The 18897-nt window shown below is 38.6% G+C and carries 25 protein-coding genes and 1 pseudogene; 25 read left to right on the top strand and 1 reads right to left on the bottom strand.

Features of this window, described 5'->3' with window-relative positions; translation table 11 throughout:
- Positions 1 to 20 precede the first annotated feature (20 nt).
- The 9 genes and pseudogenes from NSQ62_RS11760 (at position 21) to NSQ62_RS11720 (ending at position 6538) form a co-directional block, all read left to right on the top strand.
- The gene (locus tag NSQ62_RS11760; protein ID WP_341320331.1) at positions 21 to 503 is read left to right on the top strand and encodes a hypothetical protein; all 483 of its coding nucleotides are present in this window, start codon (positions 21 to 23) and stop codon (positions 501 to 503) included.
- Between the two features lie 90 nt (positions 504 to 593).
- Positions 594 to 731: pseudogene (locus NSQ62_RS11755) on the top strand (phage terminase small subunit-related protein); the annotation flags it as partial.
- A gap of 180 nt (positions 732 to 911) precedes the next feature.
- Positions 912 to 1574, top strand: a complete 663-nt coding sequence (locus NSQ62_RS11750) for a hypothetical protein (RefSeq protein WP_341320330.1) — start codon at positions 912 to 914, stop codon at positions 1572 to 1574.
- 180 nt (positions 1575 to 1754) lie between these two features.
- Positions 1755 to 1988 carry a hypothetical protein gene (locus tag NSQ62_RS11745; RefSeq protein ID WP_341320329.1) on the top strand — a complete coding sequence of 78 codons (234 nt, stop codon included), beginning with the start codon at positions 1755 to 1757 and terminating at the stop codon, positions 1986 to 1988.
- Between the two features lie 87 nt (positions 1989 to 2075).
- The gene (locus NSQ62_RS11740) at positions 2076 to 2498 is read left to right on the top strand and encodes a terminase small subunit (RefSeq protein ID WP_341320328.1); all 423 of its coding nucleotides are present in this window, start codon (positions 2076 to 2078) and stop codon (positions 2496 to 2498) included.
- On the top strand, positions 2498 to 3805 hold the full coding sequence (locus tag NSQ62_RS11735; RefSeq protein ID WP_341320327.1) for a PBSX family phage terminase large subunit: 1308 nt from the start codon (positions 2498 to 2500) through the stop codon (positions 3803 to 3805). The genes NSQ62_RS11740 and NSQ62_RS11735 overlap by 1 nt, the downstream gene beginning before the upstream one ends.
- Positions 3806 to 3818: 13 nt before the next feature.
- A complete protein-coding gene (locus NSQ62_RS11730; protein ID WP_341320326.1) occupies positions 3819 to 5327 on the top strand; it encodes a phage portal protein in 1509 nt (502 codons plus the stop codon).
- Positions 5308 to 6339 (top strand): minor capsid protein, encoded by a 1032-nt coding sequence (locus NSQ62_RS11725; protein ID WP_341320325.1) that lies wholly within the window; start codon positions 5308 to 5310, stop codon positions 6337 to 6339. The genes NSQ62_RS11730 and NSQ62_RS11725 overlap by 20 nt, the downstream gene beginning before the upstream one ends.
- A 40-nt stretch (positions 6340 to 6379) precedes the next feature.
- Positions 6380 to 6538, top strand: coding sequence for a hypothetical protein (locus NSQ62_RS11720; protein ID WP_341320324.1), 159 nt, complete (start codon positions 6380 to 6382; stop codon positions 6536 to 6538).
- A 222-nt stretch (positions 6539 to 6760) separates the two neighbouring features.
- On the opposite strand, the gene NSQ62_RS11715 is transcribed toward NSQ62_RS11720, so the two are convergent.
- Entirely contained in the window at positions 6761 to 7195 is a 435-nt protein-coding gene (locus NSQ62_RS11715) for a hypothetical protein (protein ID WP_340797760.1), read from the bottom strand.
- Positions 7196 to 7802: 607 nt separating this feature from the next.
- On the opposite strand from NSQ62_RS11715, the gene NSQ62_RS11710 reads away from it, so the two are divergent.
- The 16 genes from NSQ62_RS11710 to NSQ62_RS11635 all read left to right on the top strand — a co-directional run bounded on the left by NSQ62_RS11710 (position 7803) and on the right by NSQ62_RS11635 (position 18897).
- Positions 7803 to 8402, top strand: a complete 600-nt coding sequence (locus tag NSQ62_RS11710) for a phage scaffolding protein (protein WP_341320323.1) — start codon at positions 7803 to 7805, stop codon at positions 8400 to 8402.
- 26 nt (positions 8403 to 8428) lie between these two features.
- On the top strand, positions 8429 to 8743 hold the full coding sequence (locus tag NSQ62_RS11705; RefSeq protein WP_341320322.1) for a hypothetical protein: 315 nt from the start codon (positions 8429 to 8431) through the stop codon (positions 8741 to 8743).
- Positions 8744 to 8776: 33 nt separating this feature from the next.
- A complete protein-coding gene (locus tag NSQ62_RS11700) occupies positions 8777 to 9802 on the top strand; it encodes a major capsid protein (RefSeq protein ID WP_341320321.1) in 1026 nt (341 codons plus the stop codon).
- A gap of 12 nt (positions 9803 to 9814) precedes the next feature.
- Positions 9815 to 10075 (top strand): hypothetical protein, encoded by a 261-nt coding sequence (locus NSQ62_RS11695; RefSeq protein WP_341320320.1) that lies wholly within the window; start codon positions 9815 to 9817, stop codon positions 10073 to 10075.
- 11 nt (positions 10076 to 10086) lie between these two features.
- Positions 10087 to 10482 (top strand): hypothetical protein, encoded by a 396-nt coding sequence (locus tag NSQ62_RS11690; RefSeq protein ID WP_341320319.1) that lies wholly within the window; start codon positions 10087 to 10089, stop codon positions 10480 to 10482.
- Between the two features lie 110 nt (positions 10483 to 10592).
- On the top strand, positions 10593 to 10838 hold the full coding sequence (locus NSQ62_RS11685; protein WP_341320318.1) for a hypothetical protein: 246 nt from the start codon (positions 10593 to 10595) through the stop codon (positions 10836 to 10838).
- Positions 10838 to 11272, top strand: coding sequence for an HK97 gp10 family phage protein (locus NSQ62_RS11680; protein WP_341320317.1), 435 nt, complete (start codon positions 10838 to 10840; stop codon positions 11270 to 11272). The genes NSQ62_RS11685 and NSQ62_RS11680 overlap by 1 nt, the downstream gene beginning before the upstream one ends.
- Entirely contained in the window at positions 11262 to 11684 is a 423-nt protein-coding gene (locus NSQ62_RS11675) for a DUF6838 family protein (RefSeq protein ID WP_341320316.1), read from the top strand. Before NSQ62_RS11680 ends, NSQ62_RS11675 begins: the two co-directional genes overlap by 11 nt.
- 5 nt (positions 11685 to 11689) lie before the next feature.
- Entirely contained in the window at positions 11690 to 11914 is a 225-nt protein-coding gene (locus NSQ62_RS11670) for a hypothetical protein (protein WP_341320315.1), read from the top strand.
- Positions 11914 to 13239 carry a phage tail sheath C-terminal domain-containing protein gene (locus tag NSQ62_RS11665; RefSeq protein ID WP_341320314.1) on the top strand — a complete coding sequence of 442 codons (1326 nt, stop codon included), beginning with the start codon at positions 11914 to 11916 and terminating at the stop codon, positions 13237 to 13239. The genes NSQ62_RS11670 and NSQ62_RS11665 overlap by 1 nt, the downstream gene beginning before the upstream one ends.
- An 11-nt stretch (positions 13240 to 13250) precedes the next feature.
- Positions 13251 to 13829 (top strand): phage tail tube protein, encoded by a 579-nt coding sequence (locus NSQ62_RS11660; protein WP_341320313.1) that lies wholly within the window; start codon positions 13251 to 13253, stop codon positions 13827 to 13829.
- Between the two features lie 68 nt (positions 13830 to 13897).
- A complete protein-coding gene (locus NSQ62_RS11655; protein ID WP_341320312.1) occupies positions 13898 to 14335 on the top strand; it encodes a hypothetical protein in 438 nt (145 codons plus the stop codon).
- A 245-nt stretch (positions 14336 to 14580) separates the two neighbouring features.
- Entirely contained in the window at positions 14581 to 15033 is a 453-nt protein-coding gene (locus tag NSQ62_RS11650; protein ID WP_341320311.1) for a hypothetical protein, read from the top strand.
- A 49-nt stretch (positions 15034 to 15082) separates the two neighbouring features.
- Positions 15083 to 17266, top strand: coding sequence for a tape measure protein (locus tag NSQ62_RS11645; RefSeq protein ID WP_341320310.1), 2184 nt, complete (start codon positions 15083 to 15085; stop codon positions 17264 to 17266).
- Positions 17259 to 17942 (top strand): LysM domain-containing protein, encoded by a 684-nt coding sequence (locus NSQ62_RS11640; protein ID WP_341320309.1) that lies wholly within the window; start codon positions 17259 to 17261, stop codon positions 17940 to 17942. The genes NSQ62_RS11645 and NSQ62_RS11640 overlap by 8 nt, the downstream gene beginning before the upstream one ends.
- Positions 17935 to 18897 carry a hydrolase gene (locus tag NSQ62_RS11635; protein WP_341320308.1) on the top strand — a complete coding sequence of 321 codons (963 nt, stop codon included), beginning with the start codon at positions 17935 to 17937 and terminating at the stop codon, positions 18895 to 18897. Before NSQ62_RS11640 ends, NSQ62_RS11635 begins: the two co-directional genes overlap by 8 nt.

The raw sequence follows: 18897 nt of genomic DNA, 5'->3' as shown, positions 1-18897 counted from the left end.
ATAACAAAGGAGGAGGCAATTTGAAAAGAATTGGTAAAGAGTTCTGGGCTTATTGGGAAAATAAAACTTTTTTAATGAATACCATAATATCCATTTTGCCTATCTCCTTATATTATTTTGGTTTTATGTCTAATATTCGTGAAAATACCGGAAGTATTATCACATTTGCAGTTGGTATTTTAACCGTCGATGGTGTATTTTTAACTTTACTCATAACTTTAAAATCAAGTCCAGTTATGGAAAGATTGAAAACTCATTTTTCTGGATTACACGATTATTTATATATTGAACTAAAAAAACAAATATTATATTGTTTATATTTTCTAATGATAAATTTAGCTATTGCAGTAACTGGCCCAATCGCTAATAAATTTATCATTAGTATGGGGATAATACTTTGGTCTTATTTAATAGTCCATATTACTTTAGGCTTTATATTCAGTCTTAGAGTTATAATGAATTTATCAACAAGTACCGTAGATACTAAAAAGAAAATGAACTGATTAAGTCGCACCTAACTAGGTGTGGCTTTTTCATATGTCTAAACTTAATAAAGCAATTAGCATAACGAGGTGATAGGGCGGTGAAACAGAATGGCTAGAGCAAGAGATCCAGCGCGAGATAAAGCGAAAGAAATGTACTTACATTCAGAGGGCAAAACGCTATTGAAAGATATAGCTGCTGAATTAGGTAAGTCCGATAGTCAAATTCGGAAATGGAAGAACCAAGATGGCGAATAAAGGGTTATGTCGTGAGAGATGTGATAGACCAGCGGAGGTCTTCATTCGTAAGATAGGGCGGCAACAGTCGGGGCATGAGACTGTGAAAAAGACGATTTCTGGTAAAGTTGATGATGACAACTCATTCCATTCATACTAAAATTATAATAAAAATAGAATTTTGGTGATCAAATGAAAAAAGTTATTCTTGCGCTATGTGTGATAGCTTTGATTTTATTCAGTAATAATTTACACTCTGAATGGTCTTTGGAGGTAATAAGTAAATTAAAAGAACCAGCGACTTTCGTAACCTTTCTAGCGACATTCTTCGGAATATTCGGGGCATATTCCATTGCAAACATTCAAATTAAAAAAACTTTGAAGTTTAGTAATCCTCAATATTTACAAAGGTTTAACATGGCAAAAATATATATGAATGATTTTAAAGAAAGTGCGGAAAAAGTTGAAAGTGTTGTTTGTACTGCTAAACGAATTAATGCAAAGCAAAAAATAAGTTGGGTTGATTATATAAATATGCAACAAAATATTGTCGATACAATTACTTTGTTGAATCCAGATATTAAAGAAAAAGAAATACTCAAAGAATTCCCGAATATTCTTTCGGAAATTAATAAAGATTCACCGCCATATCTTTATTTTTCTGCGAACGGTCTTATTTATAAAATGGTCTATCTTTATAATGCCTTATTATTAGAAAGTAGACATTTAGATTTATACGGAAAAAAACCGGAGCTAATTATGGGGTTATTAGGTGTAAAAATGCGGAGAGATATATTGAAGGATTTTATAAAAACTTACAAGAAACTACTTAAAGGATTAAATTTAAAAAATTAATATTTATGAATGTCGAGTCTCCTCTAATCAGATGAGGCTTTTTTTATTTCGTAAAGCAACTAGCATAATGGGATAATTAGCAAAATTATGGTGTGTTATTTCCTTTTTATTTTAAAATTCATTTCGATATTTTTCCCCAATTAATTCTATAATAGAATGGAATGGAGGGAGGTGATAATAATGAAAAAAGTCTTCGTACATCTTCATAACGAAGGAGAGGTAAATTGGATTAACGAGTACTATCATTTCGACAGAATTCCATCTGAAGGAGAATACTTGGCAACTGAGTTCAATGGTGATTGGTATAAAGTTGCATTGGTTGTGCATACTCCATTCACCGAAGAAATGAGCGCCGATATATATGCAGTGAAAGTAAATCACAGTGAAGAGATGAAAAAGAAATTTAAAAATTAAATTTATCAAGTAAACATCCTTCGGGGTGTTCTTTTTATTTTATCAAGCAATTAGCATAATGGGGGTGATGCCATTGGGAAAGATACAATGACGGTGAAGCAACAAGTTTTTGCCGATTATTACATTGAGTTAGGTAACGGTACGCAAGCTTATTTGAAAGCTTATCCAAACGTGAAAAGAGAAGAGACAGCGAGAGCGAATTCGAGTCGATTGCTAACAAATGCTAACGTAAAATCATATATAGAAGAACGTATGGCAGAATTAGCTTCCGAGCGCATTGCAGACCAACAAGAAATATTGGAGCTATTAACGTCTGTATTACGTGGCGAAGAGCAGTCAGCGGTATTACGGGGCATTGGTGAAGGTGCTCAAACAATCGATGATACAATGCCTCCAACAACAGCGGAACGAATTAAGGCTGCTGAATTGTTAGGTAAACGATACCGTATGTGGACTGACAAAATTGAGACTGACAATACTAACCGAGTGGTGATTGTGGATGATGTATAATGGCTGAAAATCGTGTCGTACTCTCAGAAATAATCACAGAACAATTTAAACCGTTTTGGCGAGCTTCAAGAGCAAAGGAACATTTGCGTTATGTATTAAAAGGTGGACGTGGTTCGGGTAAGTCGTTTCATATTCCAATGCGCATTTTATCAGACATCATGGAATATCCTGTGTCAGCATTAGGTATACGTAAAGTACAAAATACGATTCTTAAATCGATTTATGCCAACTTTAAAGCGGCAGCTAATGTAATGGGTGTGCGAAAGTATTTCCGTTTTGTAGATTCGCGCTTGGAAATCACTTATTTACCGCGTGGCAATAAAATTTATTTCGCTGGTGCCGATGATCCCGAAAAAATTAAATCGATTAAGGATGCAGATTTCCCGTTAGCTATCGTTTGGTTTGAAGAATTAGCGGAATTTAAAAATGAAGATGATGTAACCACAATTGAAAATTCAATTCTACGAGAGGAATTGGAAGGGAAGATATTTTCGCAAGCCGACCGCAAGCGAGCATACCCTTTCGATTACTCTTTTTATTATTCTTACAATCCACCAAAACGTAGACAAAGCTGGGTTAATAAGAAGTATGAGGGTTCTATGATTTATGCGAATACGTATGTAGACCATTCAACGTATTTAGGGAATCCGCATTTATCTAAGAAATTTATTGAAGAGGCTGAAAACGTAAAGAAAAATAAGCCTTTGAAATATCGTTGGGAGTACATGGGCGAAGCAATCGGCTCAGGTGTAGTACCATTTGATAACCTTGCCATTAAAGCTGGTAGCATTACAGACGATATGGTAGCTTCATTCGATAACATTCGTAATGCAGTCGATTTCGGTTATGCCACAGACCCTTTAGCTTATGTTCGTTGGCACTACGATAAAAAGAAAAATGCTATCTATGCCCTTGATGAAATATACGGCGTGAAAATTAGTAACCGTACACTAGCTAATCGTTTGAAGGAAAAAGATTATCAAAGTGATCGTATTGCAGCTGATAGCGCAGAGCCGAAGTCTATTGCAGAATTACGAGATGATTTTGGAATTCCGCGAATTTATGGTGTGAAGAAAGGTCCTGATAGCGTTGAATTCGGCGAGGAATGGCTAGATGATTTAGACGCTATTTACATCGACCCTTTACGTACACCAAATATAGCAAAGGAATTTGAAAATATTGATTATCAAACGGATAAAGACGGAAATCCTTTAGCTCGTTTGGAGGATAAGGATAATCATACGATTGATGCAACGCGCTATGCCTTTGAAGAGGATATGAGAGGCAATACATTCAGTTTTAACTAGAAAGGATGATAACATGGCAGCACTATTCCCTTTTCAGGGAGCAACAACAGATACACAATTGATTAACGAGCAGATTGCTACTGGTGCAAATAAAGTAATCAGCAATATCAAATTGCTTGAACTAGAAATCAGTAAATTTAAAGAATCTGAAAAACGTAAGTGGATGCTGTTAGGTGAGGCGTATTACGAGGGCGAGCAAGAAATCAATAAGCGTGAACGTATGGTTATCGGTGAAGGAGGCCGCTTAGTAGCTAATAAAAACCTTCCAAACAATAAAATTTTAGACAACCAGTATGCCAAGCTCGTAGACCAAAAGGTAAACTTCCAGTTAGGTAAGCCATTGACGCTTGAATCCGAAAATGCACAGTATGTGAAGTTGCTGCAGGGTATTTTCAACAGACGCTTCCACCGAACTTTAAAGGCAATAGGTCAAGATGCTATGAATGCTGGTATCGGTTGGATATATCCACACTATGATGAAAATGGCAATTTTACGATTAAACGTTTTCCGCCACATCAAATCATTCCGTTTTGGGTTGATTCAGAGCAAACGATGGTCGATTCCGCTATCCGTATTTATTCAACCCTTGTCTATGAAGGCGAGAAAGAGCGTGTAGTTGAGAAGGTAGAGGTTTACAGCACGAATGGCATTGAATATTACGAGTGGTTTAACGGCCGCTTGATACCTGATGTTACGAATGAAGCTCAGCCATATATGTATGTAGAGGACGAGGAAGTGATTACCGCGGCAAACTGGGCGCGCGTGCCGTTGATTCCTTTTAAATTCAACAACAAGGAAATCCCACTGATCAAGCGTGTGAAATCTTTACAAGATGGCATTAACGTGATGCTTTCGGATTTCGAGAACAACATGCAGGAGGATGCGCGCAATACGATTCTTGTTGTTTACAACTACGATGGACAAGATCTTGGTGAGTTCCGCCGTAATCTATCGCAATATGGTGCCGTTAAGGTCCGCCGTGGTGATGGGCAAAATGGTGGCGTTGATACGTTAACAGTTAATGTGAATGCAGATAATTACAAAGCGATCCTTACACTCTTTAAAAAGGCACTCATTGAAAACGGCCGTGGCTACGATGCCAAAGACGAGCGCATGTCTAACAATCCAAACCAAATGAATATCCAGTCCATGTATAGCGATATTGAGCTTGATGCAAACGGCATTGAAACCGAGTTCCAAGCGTCATTCGAAGAGTTGCTATGGTTCATTAACCAGCATCTTGCCAACACTGGACATGATGACTTTGAAGGTGAGCCAGTCGATATTATCTTTAACCGTGACGTCCTGATAAATGAAACTGAAGTCATTCAAGGGTTAGAAAAATCACCGTATCTATCCGAGGAAACACGCATTGCCCAGCATCCTTACGTGAAAGATGTTCAGCTTGAATTGAAGCGCTTGAAGCAAGAACAGCAGGAACTAATGAACATGCATGATAATTACGCTGATACTTTTAAACAATTAAACGGTGGTGGCTCTAATGGCAAAGAAACCGCGTAACTATTGGCGTCAACGTTTTGAAGCGTTAGAAGATGCCCAGCACAACCGCAGCGTCTTTTATTATGCCGAGCTTGAAAAAGCGTATATCGATACCATGCGCTCGCTTGAAGCGGATATTTTGCGCTGGTATGAGCGGTTTTCAAAGTCCGAGGGCGTCACACTAGACGAAGCTAAACGACTGCTACAAGCTAGCGAACTGAAAGAATTTAAATGGTCAGTTGATGATTACATTAAATACGGTCAAAAGAATGCTATTAACCAGCAATGGATGAAACAGCTTGAAAATGCATCATCACGAGTCCATATCAGCCGTTTGGAGAGTTTGAAGCTACAGATGCAACAACATGTGGAAAAACTGTATGGTGACCAAATACAAGGCTTTGAGCGTGTGATGAAAGAAGTGTACCAAAATCAGTATTTCCATACGGCTTATGAGGTGCAAAGGGGATTCAATGTTGGCTTTGCATTTCAAGCATTGGATGAAGCTAGGCTCACGAAAATCATTAGCAAGCCGTGGACAGCTGATAATTTGACGTTTAGCGCTAAAATTTGGCGTGATAGAGGCGCTTTGATTGATGCGTTACACAAAGAGTTAACGTTGTCTGTAGCTAAAGGTGAGAGTCCACAGCGCTTAATTAGTGTAATTCAAAAGAAAATGAATACATCTCGTTCCAGTGCGGCCCGTTTGGTATTAACCGAGCAGGCTTTTTTTAGTGCCACAGCTTCAAAGGATGCATTCGATGAGTTGGACGTGGAGCAGTACGAGATCATTGCGACACTAGATAGCAAGACGAGCGATATTTGTCAGGACATGGACGGTAAGGTGTTTAAGCTGAAAGATTTCGAGCCAGGTATTACAGCCAATCCGTTTCATCCGCGTTGCCGTACAACTACGGCTCCATACTTTGAGGACGATTACAGTCAGCGTATTGCGCGTAAGAAAAATGGTGAAGTGTATTACATTGATGCGAATATTAAATATCCTGAATGGGAGGAACGTTTTGTTGCGTAATTTTTATATGGTATAATATGGATGTTTAGGGGGTGTTAAAATGGAATATTTAGTGAAATTAGAAGGTATAAAGGAATTTGTTATTTCTGATGTTTCTTTAATAGTGGTAAAAGACGAGTCTTATTTTGTATATGACAGCGAAAATAACATTCTTTTAGTATCTCCATTAGAAAAAACGATTTACATCTGTAAAAAATAATTACAAGAAAGTCACTCAATAATTTTAACGGGTTCGGTTGATGGGGAGAAAAGTGCAATTAACCACGTAAATAACAGGTTAATTAGCGTATATTTCAACAGCCACACTAACACTATAATTGACAATAAAAAACGCTCAGTTTCTGAGCGTTTTTTGCTGTATTTTATTAGCTAATTTAAATTTCATCTACCCGATGGGAAGTGAGGAATTACCTGGAGGAAGTTATTCCAAATAAAAACCAGTTGAATATTCAATCCCATCTTCACCTCTATATTTTCTTGGTGCAACTTTATTTAAAGTATAACTAAATTTTGGATTTCCCTTCACTTTAATCGTATAAGTGTCTTTGTTCTTTAATACACTGTATTTTTTATACTCTCCAGGAATTAGTTCCGTTTCAGTGATTGTAAAATGCTTGTTGAAATCTTCTTTGGTAGAACCAATAATACGAGGAGGGTGCATAAATGAATTTTTTATTACGAGCGTCCCATCAATAGAATAGATCGCGTATTGCGTAGCACTGGTTTTGCTTGTTTGTTCTAGGTAAAATCCTTCCCATTCCGATGTAACATTATTGTTCTTTTGCAGAAAAGTAAATACCAAAATTAAAATCAATATTATCCCACCAAGCAATATAACCAATGTTTTTTTTGACATTCTCATCCCTCTTTCTTTTTTTAAAATATTTTTACTTATCAGTTATACGAGTTTCAAAGCAAAAAAGACTCATAAAATAGTAATAGGTTTGGTTGATGGGGAAATGCACCCGAACGCTAATACTTTTTTCAGAATTGTTCAATTTTACCATATAATTATTTTAACATAAATTCCCTATTCCCCTTTTAGAAGAAAGAATTCAGTTTGATATTATGCGAACAATTAACACCCGTTTTGACATAGAGTTTAACAAGACCGCATAAATTTATGTGGTCTCTCCAGGTTGTATGTGAATTGTTGTGCTAATTAAGGTGTTAAATCATTAGGGATGCTGATATAACAACAAAAATAAGGACACCAATTTATATATGAATTGGTGTCCCAAATATGCTGCTATTTAATGTTTTCTCCTCATCAACCGAACCCGTTACAATAATTTGGGTGGCTTTTTATTTTGCCATACGAAAACCTATATATAAAAGGGGTGCTGAAAACGTAAACCTATACAGTAATATATCTCGTCTTTTTAATGCACAACTTACAGACGTAAAAGAATAAAGCGTGTCTATCCTATCGTGTCGGTCACGTTAAAAACGAAGGAGGAAGTATGAATAAAGAACAATTACTTGCTGCTGGATTAACTGAGGAGCAAGCTCAAGCGGTATTAGATGGTTTCGGTCAAATGATTCCGAAAGCACGTTTTGATGAAGTAAACAGCGCCAAAAATAACCTAGAAACACAGATGTCTGATTATGAACAGCAGTTAAATGGCTTGAAGGACAAAGCGAAAGGTAATGAGGATCTACAAGCTGAAATCACTCGCTTGCAAAATGAACAGCAAGATGCCAAAACGCAATACGAGCAGCAGTTGCAGGACGAGCGACTAGGCACGGCTATCAAGCTTGCTTTAGCTGGTAAAGTGCAAGATATGGATATTGTTGCTGGCTTGCTCGACAAGGAAAAAATTGAATTAGACGATAAGGGCGCCGTTAAAGGTGGCCTTAATGAACAATTAACGACTTTAAAAGAATCGAAGTCGTTTTTATTTGTGCCTGAAAAGGAAGATAAGAAACCTACTTTTAAAGGCGTAAATCCAGCAGGTGGCGGTGGCGGCGCAGATGGTGAATTAAGCACTGGTAGCGCATTCGCAAAGGAACTCAATGAAAAAGGTTCACCAGCAACAAACGCTCCTAATCTATGGACGTAATAAATTAATTTAAGGAGGGCAACCAAATGCCATATGTAAAAGGTGAAGCAAAATACAGTCGTGTAAATTTTTTAGCCTCTTCAAAGGTGCAAGCATTTACAACGGAGGTTAGCGATGTCGGCGTTACAGCTCGTGCTGACGGTAAAAAAATCGTTCCAGCAGGCACAATCCTCCCTGCAAACGATGGAACTGCAAAAGGTATCTTATACAACGATGTGGACGTAACGCACGGACCACAACCGGGCTCATTAATCGTTGAAGCGTACATTTTAGAGGCACGCTTACCAGTTGCGCCAGATGCAGCAGCTAAAACAGCATTAAAAGAAATCAAATTCCGATAATTTAACCATTTAATTCGAAAGGTGGAAAAACAAATGCCAGATGTATTAGAAGTATTCAATCAGAAAACCGTTTTAGATTATTTAAAGGAGCGTCAATTACCTGCTTATGTAGGTGAATCACTTTTCCCTGAAGTGAAGTATGACACGCTTGAGTTCGAATATTTAGTAGGTGCGAGCAATTTACCAGTAGCCGCTAAAATTCATGCATTCGATACTGAGGCTGAAATCGGTTCTATTGAGGCAGGTAATCAAGCGCTTGAAGCGGCGTACATCAAGAAAAAATACCAAATTAAAGAAAAGGACCTTATTGCATTACAATTCCCACGTACACCACAGGAAGAAAAAATGTTAACTGGCCGCGTCTTTAACTTAGTGGATCGTTCAGTTAACGATGTGCGTGCTGAAAAAGAAATCATGCGTATGCAAGCTTTAGCTAATGGTGAACTATCGTTATCAATGGAAGGTGGCGGCACTTTAATGGTTGACTATCAGGTGCCGATTGACCATAAAGAAGCATTAGCTGGTAGCGCGTTATGGACTGCTGAAACAGCTGATATCATTGGTGATATTACTCGTTGGACGGATGCATTAGATGAAAAACCAACACGCGCTCTAACATCTAATAAAATTGCGAGCTTAATCTTACGTAATTCTAGCGTGATTGCCGCTTTATTCGGTAAAGATAGCGGACGTGTTGCTACTTTAGCGGATTTAAATGCGTTCATGAAATCGCATGGTTTACCGCAAATCGCTACTTACGATTCGAAGTACCGTGTGCAGGCTGCCAACGGAACGTATACAACAAATCGTTATTTCCCTGAAAATAAATTAGTTATGTTTGGTGACAGTGAGCTAGGTGAGACGTTACATGGTCCTACACCTGAAGAGAGCCGTATGCTACGTCAAGGTAATGAGGAAATTCACAATGCAGGTAACGTTATCGCTATGGTATATGAGGAAGGTTTAGACCCAGTTTCAACTTGGGTGAAAGCGGCGTCTGCTGCTATTCCTTCATTCCCTGAAGCAAACAACGTATTCCAAGCACAACCAATCGCATAGGAGGGCTAGTCGATGAAATTAGTTGAAGTAATCAAGGTACCAGTTCGTTACGAGGGTGTTACTTATCCTCAAGGCGTACAATTCAACATGCAATCTGGGCATGTAAATGATTCACTGGTGAAAATCATTGGTGATGTTGCTACTGATCCTTTTGAAGGTATGTCTATCGATGAATTAAAAGCTTATGCAGACGAACGTAATATCGACATCGGCAAAGCTACAACAGAAGAGGGCATCATCAAGAAAATTGAAGAGGCACAAAAAGTAGAATAGGGTGTGATTGCATGCTCGAAGCAGTAAAAGAACGTTTGGAAGCGTTGGGCATTCCGATTGTCAGCGCGCCAACTTCTACAGATGGTTATCTTGTGAATTTCGCTGTTAATAAAACAATTGACCATATTAACAACCAAACCAATTTGAATGCCGTTCCAAGTGGGCTCACACACGTTGCTATCGATATGGCCGTGGGTGAGTTTTTGCTTACGAAAAAATCGATGGGCCTATTAAATATCGAATCACTAAATTTTGATGCAGTCGAAAAGCGCGTTAAAGATGGTGACACAGATGTTGAATTTGCAGTTGATGCTAAGTCCACGCCAGAGGCTAAGTTTAATGCTTTCATTACGTACCTACAGCATAATGAAGTCGATTTTGTACGTTATCGGGTGCTCACGTGGTAAGCGCTCGCCGTAAAGCATTGGAGAAATTGTGGAAAGGCACGTGTGATGTGATTGGTTACGGAGAGGTAGAAGATCCTAAAACATTTTTGACCACGCAAGGTGAAATCATTTTGCATCAGGGTTTAAAATGCAAGCTCTCCCATAAAAACATCACCACTACATCTCCAACAGGTGCCGGTGCAATCGTAGCCCAGCAAATCAAGTTGGCGCTTGGTAATGAGCATGAAATACCGGCTGGGTGTAAAATCATCGTCACACAAAACGGTAAAACAGCAGCGTACATTCGTAGTGGTGAGCCGGCCATATTTATAGATCATCAAGAAATCGTACTTGATTTATTTAAGGGGTGGGCTTGATGGCGCGATGGGGTCGAGTTGATATTTCGCAGTTGAAACGGATGCAGAAGAAAATGGAGCGGCTTGAACGAGCTGGCTTTGACAAGTTTTGCGAAGATGCAGCAAAAGAATTAGCTGCTCGTATGCTATCGAAAGTAATCAAGCGCACACCAGTTGGTCAGTATGATGACGGTCGTGTTGGCGGTACTTTAAGGCGTGGTTGGACCATAAAAACCGATGTACGCAAAGTTGGCAATGTTTACGAGGTTGAAGTTATCAATCCTACTGAATATGCTCAATACGTCGAGTTCGGCCATCGTACATCCAATCATCAAGGTTGGGTAAACGGCCGCTTCATGATGACCATTTCAGCGGATGAAGTTGAGAGAGCAGCGCCAGCTATATTAGAACGAAAGCTAATGAATTTACTGAAGGAGGCTTTCGATGGAAATTAACGATATTGTTACAGCTATTTCCGTGAAGCTTCACAATGTTTTTGGGGCTAGCTATAAAAAGTATACAGATCAAGTACCACAAGGCTTTCAAAGGCCTTGTTTTTTTATTCAGTTTTTGAACCTAGAGAACATTCGACAAATTGGAGGACGTTGGAGAGTAATGACGCTTTTTAATGTACAGTATTTCCCGAGGAATGGGGCATCAGAGGTCGCTAACATGACTTTGAAGACACAGCAAGCATTGAAGGACGTTACGCTTTTGAACGGCTCCGTAATGCTCGGTACTGGTGGTAATAGCGAGCCAGTAGATGGTGTAGGTCACAATTTCATTCACTTTAATTTCTTCTTACAAGAGGTCGAGCAGAAAGTGTTTATGGGTTCATTAGAGCATTATCAAAAAACGAAAGGGTGATTCAGTTGACCGAAAAGATTCAGGAGAAGGTTGAACCGGTAGATGCCGAGGTGGTCGGCGAAGTTATCACTTCAAAGCTACCGAAGTTCACAAAGGCGCAGTTAGTAAAAAGCGAAAAGTATTTGCATCGACGCGATGCTTTGAATGCGTTACTTGATGATAAAAAGCAATATTCATTTGCACAGGTTGATGCGATTTTAAAAACATTCGATGAAGGAGTGAAGAAATAATGGCGCTTGGAGGAGGTCCATTTTTAACACAAAACAAAGTATTACCAGGTACGTACCATAACTTTATTTCTGCTACACGAGCGTTCGTGAACCTATCTGACCGCGGTTATGTAGGACAACCGATTGCACTTGATTGGGGGCAAGATGAAGGTGTATTTACCGTTAATTTAGAGGACTTACAAAAGGACTCTTTAAAAATCTTTGGCTACGATTATACGCACCAAAAATTAAAAGGTATTCGAGATTTATTTAAAGGCGCGTTAACCGTATTTTTCGCTAAGTTAAATCTTGGTGGTACTGCTGCTGAAAATGATTTAGCAAAAGCAAAATATAAAGGTGTACGAGGTAATGACATTCGTTTGGTCGTACAACCTAACGTAGACGAACCTACGCAGTTCGATGTATTAACGTACATCGATACAACATTAGTTGACGAGCAAACGGTCGCTACAGCTGCTGATCTAACAGCAAATGATTTTGTTGTATTTAAAGCAGACGCAACATTAAACGCAACAGTAGGAATGCCGTTGACTGGTGGCTCAAATGGCGCAACAGCTTTAACGGCAGGCACGCCGCACCAAATGGCTTTAGATGATTTAGAAGCATTCGGCTTTAATACATTAGGTTGTTTATCATTAGAACCTACTATTAAATCGCTATATGTTGAATACACAAAGCGTATTCGTGATGTGGTCGGCGGTAAGTTCCAGTTGGTAGGCCATAAACTTGGCAAGATGGATCATGAGGGTATCATTGATATCCAAAACGATGCGATCGGTGATGGTGAGGAAGTATTCGGCGCAGTTTATTGGGCTACTGGTGTACAAGCTGGTGTAGCTGTTAATAAATCGAATACCAACAAAACATACACAGGAGAACACACGCTTGATATGACTGAAACAAAAACACAGTCACAATTAACAGCGTTATTAAAAGCTGGGAAGTACGTGTTTCATCGTGTCGGTGAGGATATCAACGTTCTTGAAGATGTTAATACATTCGTTTCGTTTACAGTCGACAAAAACGAAGATTTCTCGATGAACCAAGTTATCCGCGTACTAGATCAAATTGCCATTGACACAGCGCAGTTATTTAATAGCCGGTATCTTGGGAAAGTACCAAATGACCAAGATGGCCGTATTTCGTTATGGTCTGATATTGGTGCGCATCGATTAGAGTTACAGCGTATTCGTGCAATCCAAAATTACAACAAAGATGAATTAACAGTAGAACAAGGTCAGTCTAAAAAAGCAGTTGTTGTGAGCGAAATTGTTACACCAACGATTGCAATGTCACAGCTTTATATAACTACTGAGGTAGCGTAAGGAGGGATAACATGAATAAATTATTTAAATGTATCGTGGCAGCATCTCTGTTGTCACGATTTTTAAATCAACCTAAGGTGCCCCAATTACCTTTGAAATTAGATTTACAATTTTTTAGTGAGCCTACTATGGATGCATGGGAAGCAGTTCATGGTGCTCAAGGGCGTGCGTTCGTCACAATAGAAGGTACTCGGTACCGTTTTGCAAATTTAATCAATTTAGATGCAGATATGACTAAAACAAAATCTAAAATTCCGATTATGGGACGCATTGCCAAAGGAAATAAATCTACTGGCGCGGAGTATGAAGGTAGCGCAACTTTCCACTTTAATACTTCTGTTTTCCGCCAATTACTTAAGCGCTACAAAGAAACAGGGGAAGATATTTATTTCGATATTCAAGTTACAAACGAGGATGGTGGTTCGGGTATTGGTCGCCAAACGACTATTTTAATTGGTTGTAACTTGGATGGTGGTAAAATTGCTAAATTGGACGCAGATGCAGAATATTTAGAAGATGAAATCACGTTTACATTTGAAGATTGGGATATGCCTGAGGAATTTTCTCTTCTCAAATCAATGCAATCCTAATTTTAGAGCTTACCGTATATTCGGTAGGCTTTTCTTATACTTAAAACTAATAAAAGGTGGTCATATAAATGACAGAAAATTTACAAGCGTTTTTCGCGCAAAATGCAGAGCAACCAACACAAGTAGAAAAGGTGATTTCTAAACGATTTAAAGATGGTGAAGGGAAGCCGATTCCCTTTATCTTCAAACCAATTACACCAGACCACGATTCTGAGTTACGTGCTCAAGCAACAAAGAAAACTATGATTACACAAGGAAAGCAGAAAGGGCAATTCCGTTCAGAGTTTCAAGCTGCTAAGTACCAAAATCTATTTACAATTGCATCAATTGCTTATCCACCTCTAGGTAATGCGGAATTACAAGACGCTTACAAAGCGATGGGTGAAGAAGATTTGTTCAACAAAATGCTTACTCCTGGTGAAGCAACTGATGCTTTTTTAGCTGCACAAGAAGCAAACAACTATGAACTTGATTTAGACGAATTGGCTGAACAAGCAAAAAACTAATATTAGACGGTGACACTGATGCTAATATCGCGCATTATTGGCTTCATAAGTTGAAGCGGTTGCCGTCAGAATATTTAAACTTACCTCGGTTAGATAAAGCGTTTGTTATAGGCTCGATTAAAGTTAAAATTGATTCAGAAAGAAAAGCTGAACAGGAAAATAATCGGAGAAAAGGAAATGGCAGAGGAAGAAAATAGTAGTACCTCTTGATATATTATTGTATAAATAATGGAGAGGTGATTATTTTGGGTATTTTCGGAAAGAAGGAAAAGAAACCAGTTCCAATTGCTGTTCCTATAATAGAAGGTTTACCAATTCCGCTTAACGCATTAACGAAGATTAACGTACTTGACGAATCAGTGGTATTCGTAAGTGACAACAACAGATTTGAACTATCATTTATTCAACTACTTAATATCCATCATACTAATACTGTTGATATTCAAAAACAAATTAGTAGCTCTATAGGTGGTGCAGTAGGTGGTTTTGTCTTTGCTGGACCGTTAGGGGCGATGATCGGTGGTAGAAGTAAAGAAAAAACTATACGTAATCTAAAGCTTTTATTAATTTTTGAGTATCAATCAACTGCTGGTGAGATTAAGTACATCTCATTCGATGTAACGCATACTCCTAAATCGAAATTAATAACAATGGAAAACTTAGGTTTACAGGTCAAAGAGAACAACGTTATTTTGTAAAGCGCTCATTTATGAGTGCTTTTTTATTATGTGAGGAAGGAGGGAATTGATGGCAACTATTCGTACAGCAATACAAATTCAAGATGGCCTCTCGAGCGCTTTTAAGTCCATGAACATCGCAATGCAAGCAACAATTAATAGTTTTGAAAGTTTACAGCGTGCATCTGGAAATGCAGTCGATACATCCAGCATTGAAATCGCAAGACGAGAGTTGGCGAGAGCTGAAACAGCTTTTAACGATATTGAAACTCAAATCCGTGAAGCTGACCATCAACAAGATCGTTTCAATCAATCTATTCGAGACGGAACCACCGCAGCCAGTGGCATGCTTGGGAAATTAATGGGTGTTGCCGCTGCCTACTTATCATTTCAAACAGGTAAAGATATCTTAGGGCTCTCAGATACCATTACCAATACAACAGCCCGTCTAAATATGATGAATGATGGCATGCAAACTACAGCTGAATTGCAAGAGATGATTTTTGCATCTGCTGAGCGTTCACTTGCATCTTATTTAGATACCGCGGATGTTGTATCTAAGTTAGGAATGCGTGCTAAGGACGCATTTGCAAGTAATAAGGAAACCATTTTATTCGCAGAAAACTTGAATAAATTATTTGCAATCGCAGGTGCAAGTCAACAAGAAATGGCTTCTGCAAGTTTGCAGTTAACACAAGCGCTTGGTTCGGGAGTATTACGCGGTGAAGAATTAAATGCTGTATTTGAAGCGGCGCCGAACGTAATTCAAACAATTGCGGATTATTTGGATGTACCAATTGGGAAGATTAGGGATATGGCATCAGATGGAGAAATCACAGCAGATATTGTAAAAAATGCAATGTTAGGTGCTACGTCAGCAATTAATGATCAGTTTGATAAAATGCCGAAAACGTGGGAGCAGAATGTAACGACGTTTAAAAACAATGCGATTCGTGCTTTCGACGAAATGTTTAAACGAATAGAAGAGTTAGCGAATTCATCGAAGTTTAACGACTTTGCAAACAGCGCTTCAAAATCTTTAAATGTATTAGCTGGTGTTGCAATTGCTGCATTAAATACCTTCGCGTCGATTGCAGGTTTCGTTTATGATAATTGGGCGTTTATTGCACCAATTGTTGGTACTGTTACTACAGCAATGTTACTTTACGGTGGTGCATTAATAGGCATTAAACTTACAACAATGGCAGTAGCTGGGTGGCAAGGGATATTGGCTGCAAAAGCAACAATAGCAACAGGTGCAACATTCGCTCAAACAGCAGCTCAACATGGACTGAATGCCGCTATGTATGCGAATCCAGTAACCTGGGTGATAGCTGGATTTATGGCGTTAATTGCAGTATTTTATCTCGGTATTGCAACAATTAATCACTTTGCTGGTACTTCTATAAGTGCAACAGGATTAATAGCGGGAGTTTTCGGTGCATTAGGTGCGTTCTTGCATAATATGGTTGCGTTTTGGTGGAACTTGTTCGCTTCAATCGCAGAGTTCTTTTACAACGTGTGGATTGATCCTGTTTATGCAACGAAAAAACTTCTCGGAAGTATAGCGGAAACAACTATTAACATGGCGCAGTCGATGATAGGTTCTTTCGACAGTGCTGCTACCAATTTAGCAAACATGTTTGTAGATGCCGCTAATACGGCTATTAGCGCAATTAATTGGGTGAGCGATGCGATAAATAATTTGACAGGCATAGATTTTGGTAAGATGGGTACAATCAATCAAAAAAGTTCAGTTACAGCTGATTACACCGGTTTAAAAGGGAAAATTAACGACTGGATTGGCGATGCACCAACAGGTACTTGGTCAGCACCTAAAATGGAGATGAAAGGGATTCCAGATGCGTTCAATTCAGGCTACGATTGGGGAGCGAATCTATTTAGCGGTTTAAATAATAGTGAGCCATCAACTTTCGACACAAGCCTAGAGAATCTTTTAAATAGCATTAACGATTCAGTTGGCGAAGGTGCAGACGCGGGCAAAGATACCGCAAAAAAAGCAAAGAAAATTGCCGATAAAGCGAATATCTTAGTGGACGATTTAAAATATCTGCGCGACTTATCAGAACGTGAAGCCATCAACCGTTACACAACAGCCGAAATCAAAGTAGATATGAAAAATGAGAATCACATCAACAATGATATGGACATTGACGGCATTATCGACCGATTCGGTGAAAAAGTTGAAGAGGTTATTTCAGTTTTAGCAGAGGGGGATAGTGTAGATGTATAACTTTTTTATGGATGGTGTGCAGCTACCTGTTGCTCCTCCATCTATGAGCATGCAGATCAATAACAAAAACGAAACAATCACTCTTATCAATGAGGGGGAGGTCAATATCCTTAAGAAAGCTGGATTGACGGATATTGAATTTGAAGTTGAATTTCCAAACTCCAAATATCCATATGCAGTTTATCCAAATGGATATCAACCAGCTACGTATTTTTTAGAACACCTCGAAAAATTAAAAGTCTCTCAAGAGCCATTTCAGTTCATTGTTAATCGAATGAAACCTGATGGCTCTTTATTATTTGACACAAACATGACGGTATCGTTAGAGGAATATCCGATTGATGAAGATGCGGAGAATGGATTTGATATTAAATGTACTATCCGTTTGAAACAATCCAGACCATTCGGTACCAAAAAACTAGCAGTAAAATCAGCATCTACAAGCTCGTCTACAGCTTCTAAAACGACCGACAACAAAAAGATCGTCGTTGAACAACAACGCACCACAACAGGCAAAGAAACTGCCAAGACGCACACGGTTAAAAGTGGTGATACGCTTTGGGCAATCGCTAAAAAGCATTTAGGTGATGGTTCTAAGTATACACAATTGGCAAAGCTCAATAATATTTCTAATCCGAATTTAATCAAGGTAGGGCAGGTGATTAAACTTGGGTAAAAGCAAGCTTTATATTTTATCCCGAGGTCACATTTACGAATGTGCCGTACAAGAACCTATTATATGGGAGACACATCGCAAAGGAGTACCAGGGAAACTTACCTTTAATGTACTAAACGATGATGTACTTGCCTTTTACGAGGGTGATGCAGTCCGTTTTGAATATGACGGCCAAAAGCTTTTTTACGGCTTTGTCTTTACTAAAAAGCGGTCAAATAGTCGAATTATTAGTGTTACTGCTTATGATCAATTGCGTTACTTTAAAAATAAAAATACGTACACATATAAAGCAAAAACAGCAGCGCAATTATTGAAAATCTTAATTGCTGATTTTAAATTGAAGGCTGGGTCCATCGACAACACGAAGCATGTTATTAGTTCTCGTGTCGAAGATAACCAAGAGCTTTTTACAATGATGGAGAATGCTTTGGCTATAACCACTAAGCATACTGGTAAATTATTTGTGATGTATGATGATTATGGCAGTATCAATTTGCGTGAGGCTAAGAATATGAAGCTAAATATACTGGTAGATGAAGATAGCGCCGAAACGTTTGAGTACACTACTTCCATTGATGAAAATACCTACAATAAAATTAAGTTATATCGTGAAGATAAAAAGAAAGGTAAGCGAGAAATTTTTATTGCACAGGACAGCTCGAAAATGAACGAATGGGGTGTGCTCCAGTACACTGAATCAGTTGAAAGTGGAGAAAACGGCAAGCTCAAAGCAGACACCCTGTTGGCGCTGTACAATCAAAAATCTCGTAAATTGCATATTAATAAAGTATTTGGTGATAGTCGTGTACGAGGTGGATCAATCATCGGTGTGCAGCTACATTTAGGTGATTTAAAAGTAGCTAAGTTTATGATGATAGAAACTGTTAAACATTCCTTCTACGAGTCCAAGCATCAAATGGACTTAAAATTGATTGGCGGTGATTTCATTGCGTGA

The organism is Solibacillus sp. FSL H8-0523 (assembly GCF_038051985.1).
In the GTDB taxonomy this organism is placed as follows: domain Bacteria; phylum Bacillota; class Bacilli; order Bacillales_A; family Planococcaceae; genus Solibacillus.
Note: the sequence above shows the minus strand (reverse complement) of the source record. Positions and strands in the feature narration are given on the sequence as shown.